7 protein-coding genes are annotated in these 4,351 nt (G+C 71.6%); 6 read left to right on the top strand and 1 reads right to left on the bottom strand.

The window, feature by feature from the left end:
• The 5 genes from CVO76_RS05095 to hisF form a co-directional block, all read left to right on the top strand.
• Nucleotides 1-494: 3,4-dihydroxy-2-butanone-4-phosphate synthase (locus CVO76_RS05095; RefSeq protein WP_208741007.1), on the top strand; the 494-nt coding region annotated here is incomplete at its 5' end.
• Nucleotides 495-561: 67 nt separating this feature from the next.
• Complete coding sequence (gene ribH / locus CVO76_RS05100) at nt 562-1,047, top strand: 6,7-dimethyl-8-ribityllumazine synthase (protein WP_208741009.1); 486 nt, start codon at nt 562-564, stop codon at nt 1,045-1,047.
• A 71-nt stretch (nt 1,048-1,118) separates the two neighbouring features.
• Entirely contained in the window at nt 1,119-1,382 is a 264-nt protein-coding gene (locus tag CVO76_RS05105) for a phosphoribosyl-ATP diphosphatase (RefSeq protein WP_208741011.1), read from the top strand.
• 65 nt (nt 1,383-1,447) lie between these two features.
• Nucleotides 1,448-2,293: an ATP phosphoribosyltransferase gene (gene hisG / locus CVO76_RS05110; RefSeq protein WP_208741013.1), complete on the top strand. Its 846-nt coding sequence runs from the start codon at nt 1,448-1,450 to the stop codon at nt 2,291-2,293.
• A gap of 12 nt (nt 2,294-2,305) precedes the next feature.
• Nucleotides 2,306-3,076: an imidazole glycerol phosphate synthase subunit HisF gene (gene hisF, locus CVO76_RS05115; RefSeq protein ID WP_208741014.1), complete on the top strand. Its 771-nt coding sequence runs from the start codon at nt 2,306-2,308 to the stop codon at nt 3,074-3,076.
• 177 nt (nt 3,077-3,253) lie between these two features.
• On the opposite strand, the gene CVO76_RS05120 is transcribed toward hisF, so the two are convergent.
• Complete coding sequence (locus tag CVO76_RS05120; protein ID WP_133081831.1) at nt 3,254-3,898, bottom strand: TIGR03085 family metal-binding protein; 645 nt, start codon at nt 3,896-3,898, stop codon at nt 3,254-3,256.
• Nucleotides 3,899-3,979: 81 nt separating this feature from the next.
• Between CVO76_RS05120 and hisI the strand changes: the two genes are divergently transcribed.
• A partial coding sequence (hisI, locus tag CVO76_RS05125; protein ID WP_208741017.1) for a phosphoribosyl-AMP cyclohydrolase occupies nt 3,980-4,351 on the top strand: 372 nt, incomplete at its 3' end.

Here is a 4,351-nt window from a genome sequence, read left to right on the forward strand (position 1 = left end):
GCGTCCTGTGCGTGCCGCTGCCGGCCGAGGACGCGGACCGTCTCCTCCTGCCGCCGATGACCGCCGTGAACGAGGACTCGAAGGGCACGGCCTACACGGTCTCGTGCGACGCCGCGACCGGTGTCAGCACCGGGATCAGCGCCGCGGACCGCGCCCGCACCGTGACGGTGCTCGCGGATCCGGCCAGCGTCCCCTCGGACCTCACCCGGCCGGGTCACGTCTTCCCGCTGCGCGCCGCCCCCGGCGGCGTCCGCGAGCGGCAGGGACACACCGAGGCCGGCGTCGAACTGAGCAGGCTCGCCGGCAAGCGGCCCGCCGCGGTGATCGCGGAACTGGTGCACGACCACGGTGACATGATGCGTCTGCCCGCGCTGCGCCGTTTCGCCGACGACCACGGCATCCCGCTCGTCTCCATCGAGGACCTCGTCGCGTACCTGGGGGAGCGCGACGGCCGCGACGACGTCGACGAGCAGCCGGACGCGGCCGGCGCCTGAGCCGGCGGCACCCCACCACGACCCGACGAACCACACCACCCAGCATCAGCATCACCGAAGGAGAACCATGAGCGGCCACGGAGCACCCAGCATCGACATCAGCGCACTGACCACGCAGGAGGGCGCCCCCCTGCGTCTCGCGATCATCGCGGCCAGCTGGCACACGCAGATCATGGACGGTCTGCTCGACGGCGCCCGCCGTGCCGCAGCCGAGGCGGGAGCCGAGGTGACCGAGATCCGCGTCCCCGGCAGTTTCGAACTGCCTGTCGCCGCCGCACGCCTCGCTCCGCACGTGGACGCCGTGGCAGCGCTCGGCGTCGTCATCCGGGGCGGCACCCCCCACTTCGAGTACGTCTGCCAGGCGGCGACGTCCGGCCTCACGGACGTGAGCGTCAGCACGGGCGTGCCGGTGGGCTTCGGTGTGCTGACCTGCGACACCGAACAGCAGGGGCTCGACCGCGCCGGCCTGCCGGGTTCCTCCGAGGACAAGGGGCACGAGGCGGTCTCCGCGGCGCTGGCGACGGCCGCCGTCCTGCGATCGTGGACGCGGTGAGCGCGGAGGCGTCCGTCACACCGGGGAGCCGGAGGAACGGGTCGGCCCGCCGAGCCGATAGCCTAGGGGACGTGAATACCTTTGATTCCCTGTTCGAGGAACTGAGTGCGAAGGCTGCCGAGCGGCCCGCCGGATCGCGGACCGTCGCGGAGCTCGATTCAGGCGTGCACGGCATCGGCAAGAAGGTCGTCGAAGAGGCCGCCGAGGTGTGGATGGCCGCCGAGTACGAGTCCACCGAGGATGCCGCCGAGGAGATCTCCCAGCTGCTGTACCACCTGCAGGTCCTCATGCTGGCGAAGGGACTCACCCTGGAGGACGTCTACAAGCATCTCTAGCCGCGCCGGCGTACCCCGCCCGCGGCTCCCGCGTGCCACCCCTCCGATCCAGCGAAAGACCCCCAATGCTCCGTGTAGCAGTCCCCAACAAGGGCGCCCTCTCCGAGGCCGCCTCGTCCATGCTCGCCGAGGCCGGCTACCGCCAGCGCCGTGATTCCCGGGAGCTCGTGCTCGTCGATCCCGAGAACGAGATCGAGTTCTTCTTCCTCCGTCCCCGTGACATCGCCGTGTACGTCGGCTCGGGCACGCTCGACGTCGGCATCACCGGCCGGGACCTCTTCCTCGACGCGCAGGTGCAGGCCGAGGAGCTCCTGCAGCTCGGGTTCGGCGCGTCGACCTTCCGCTTCGCCGGTCCGGTGGGCGATTTCGCCACCGTGGAGCAGCTCGAGGGCAAGCGCCTCGCCACGAGCTACGAGGGCCTGCTCAAGGACTACCTCGCCGAGCGCGGCATCAGCGCCGCCGTGGTGAGGCTCGACGGTGCCGTGGAGTCCTCGGTACGCCTCGGCGTGGCCGACGCGATCGCCGACGTCGTCGAGACCGGCAACACACTCCGTGCCGCGGGGATGGAGATCTTCGGGGACCCCATCCTCCGGAGCGAGGCCGTGCTGATCGGCCGCGCGGGCGTCGGGGCCCCCGCAGGGCTCGACGTGCTGCTGCGGCGCCTGCAGGGCGTCCTCGTGGCACGCCAGTACGTGATGATGGACTACGACATCCGCAAGGACCTCGTCGACGAGGCCGCCGCCCTGACGCCGGGCCTCGAGTCCCCGACGGTCTCGCCGCTGCGCGACTCCGAGTGGGTCGCCGTGCGGTCCATGGTCCGGCGGAACCAGACCAACCGCATCATGGACGAGCTGTACGAACTCGGCGCGCGCGCCATCCTCGTCAGCACCATCCACGCCTGCCGGATCTAGGGGAGCACAGCCATGACCGTCGCCGTCCGCGTCATCCCCTGCCTCGACGTCGACGCCGGGCGCGTCGTCAAGGGCGTCAACTTCGAGGACCTGCGCGACGCCGGTGACCCCGTCGAGCTCGCGCACCGCTACGACCGCGCCGGCGCGGACGAGCTGACCTTCCTCGACGTCACCGCGTCCTCCGGCAACCGCGAGACGACCTTCGACGTGGTCGCCCGGACCGCCGAGGAGGTCTTCATCCCGCTGACCGTGGGCGGAGGCGTGCGCGAGATCTCCGACGTCGACCGCCTCCTGCGCTTCGGCGCGGACAAGGCGTCCATCAACACGGCCGCCGTCGCACGCCCCTCCGTCATCGACGAGATCACGGGCCACTTCGGGGCGCAGGTCCTCGTGCTCTCGCTCGACGCGCGGCGCACCCGGGACGCGAGCACCCCGTCGGGCTTCGAGGTCACCACCTACGGAGGCCGCAAGGGGACCGGGATCGACGCCGTCGCGTGGGCGAAGGAAGCGGCGGACCGCGGTGTCGGCGAGATCCTGCTCAACTCCATCGATGCCGACGGCACCAAGGAGGGTTTCGACCTGGAACTCATCCGCGCCGTCCGTGCCGCCGTCGGGGTGCCGCTGATCGCCTCGGGCGGGGCAGGCAGGCCGGAGCACTTCCCGCCGGCGGTCGAGGCAGGCGCCGACGCGGTCCTCGCCGCGTCCGTCTTCCACTTCGGCCCGGTGGACGCCATCGCGCAGGTCAAGGCCGCCATCCGCGCTGCAGGGTTCCCCGTCCGCTGACGGACCGGACCATCCTCGGCCCCCGGTCAGGGGCGGAGCGGTGGCGGTGTGAAGTCGGTGCCAGGCCGGTGTACTGGTGCGCGCCATGGGTGGGGACTCGCGATCGGAGCGCGGCCCGCAGTCTCTGCGCGGTCCGTGCGTACTCCAGGCGCCGGTGGCCGCAGGAGCCGCGCGGCTTCAGATGCCGACGTCGGCGCTCTCGAGCAGGGCGACCGCGTCCGGCTGACCCTCGAAGGTGACCAGGGCCTGCCGGCGCCGGCCGTGGGCGTGCAGGAGGAGTTCTCCGGGGTCCCCGACGATGGCCACCGAGACCGGTGCGCGCTTGGCCACGTGCCGCGGACCGCCCGGGCGTACCAGCACGATGCCGAGGTCCGCGCCGCGGTACAGGATCGCAGCACGCTTGACGAGTTCCTCCCAGAGCGCCTCCGCGTAGTCCTCGTCGAGTGCGCGTGGAGCCCATCGGGTGCCGGCGCGGCGGACGTCCTCCGTATGGACGAAGTACTCGATGAGATTGACGCTCTTGTCGATCGGGTTGATGCGCATCGGCGAGAGGGCGGGCGGTCCCGCCAGGAACCGGTTCACCAGCGCTTGGAATCCGGCAGGTGATGCGGCACGTTCGGCCATGTCCCGCGTCGCACGCTCGGTGAGGGCCGCCAGCCTCGGAACCACCATCCCGACGCCCAGAGCAGGCTTGTGCTCGCGGAGGTAGAGGTGTGCGGCCAGGTCGCGTGTCCGCCAGCCCTCGCACAGGGTCGGTGCGTCGGGGCCGGCTGCCAGCAGCGTCTCGGCCAGGACCTCGCGGGACGGGGTTACGTAGTGCATCACAGCTGAAAGTAGCACGGGGGACACCGGCCGGGGCAGGTGCGCCGCGCCCCGCCGTCGACCGCACTAGAATCACAGGTGATGCCTTCCTCCACCTCCTCCCCGGACAATCCCGCCGCTGCCCCGACCGACGTCGCCGGGGAGGAGCGTCCGCTCCTCGACCCGGCCATCGCCGCGGCGCTGAAGAAGGACGACGCCGGCCTGGTCGCCGCCGTCGTCCAGCAGTACGACACACTCGAGGTGCTGATGCTCGGGTGGATGGACGAGGAGGCGCTGCACCGCACGCTCACGAGCGGCCGTGTGACCTTCTACTCGCGGTCCCGCTCGGAGTACTGGCGCAAGGGTGACACCTCCGGCCACCGGCAGTGGGTCAGGGGCGTCGCGCTGGACTGCGACGGCGATGCCCTGCTCGTCACGGTCGACCAGGAGGGTGCGGCCTGCCACACCGGCACG

The sequence above is a fragment of the Arthrobacter agilis genome (assembly GCF_002953615.1).
Classification (GTDB): domain Bacteria; phylum Actinomycetota; class Actinomycetes; order Actinomycetales; family Micrococcaceae; genus Arthrobacter_D; species Arthrobacter_D agilis_B.

Bases quoted from the DNA above. Each gene is read 5' to 3' on its own strand.
- ribH (WP_208741009.1), top strand. From the start codon at position 562: ATGAGCGGCCACGGAGCACCCAGCATCGACATCAGCGCACTGACCACG.
- hisG (WP_208741013.1), top strand. From the start codon at position 1,448: ATGCTCCGTGTAGCAGTCCCCAACAAGGGCGCCCTCTCCGAGGCCGCC.
- hisF (WP_208741014.1), top strand. From the start codon at position 2,306: ATGACCGTCGCCGTCCGCGTCATCCCCTGCCTCGACGTCGACGCCGGG.
- CVO76_RS05120 (WP_133081831.1), bottom strand. From the start codon at position 3,898: ATGCACTACGTAACCCCGTCCCGCGAGGTCCTGGCCGAGACGCTGCTG.